We start from the raw sequence: 365 nt of genomic DNA, 5'->3' as shown, positions 1-365 counted from the left end.
GGATCACCCGCTGCTGCGACGGCCCGTTCGGCGCCGTCAACCCGTTGCTCGCCCCGTCCTGATTGATGGCGCTGCCCCGCACGACCGCCAGCACCTGATGCCCGTTGCGGCGCGCGTCCGACAACCGCTCGACCAGCAGCACACCGACGCCCTCACCCCATGCGGTGCCGTCCGCCGTGGCACTGAAGGACTTACACCTGCCGTCGGGCGCCAGACCGCGCTGGCGGGAGAACTCGATGAAGGTTCCGGGCGTCGCCATCACCGCGACACCACCCGCGAGGGCCAGGTCGCATTCACCCGAGCGCAGCGCCTGCGCCGCCAGGTGCAGGGCGACCAGCGACGACGAGCACGCCGTGTCCACCGTC

General features: G+C 71.8%; 1 protein-coding gene. It reads right to left on the bottom strand.

Annotated elements, in window-relative coordinates:
- On the bottom strand, positions 1–365 hold a 365-nt coding region (locus tag ACWJ6R_RS38125), incomplete at both ends, for a beta-ketoacyl synthase N-terminal-like domain-containing protein (RefSeq protein WP_449066819.1).

It is taken from the genome of Planomonospora algeriensis (genome assembly GCF_977012225.1).
The sequence above is the reverse complement of the archived record's forward strand: the minus strand, read 5'-3'. Positions and strand labels throughout refer to the sequence as shown.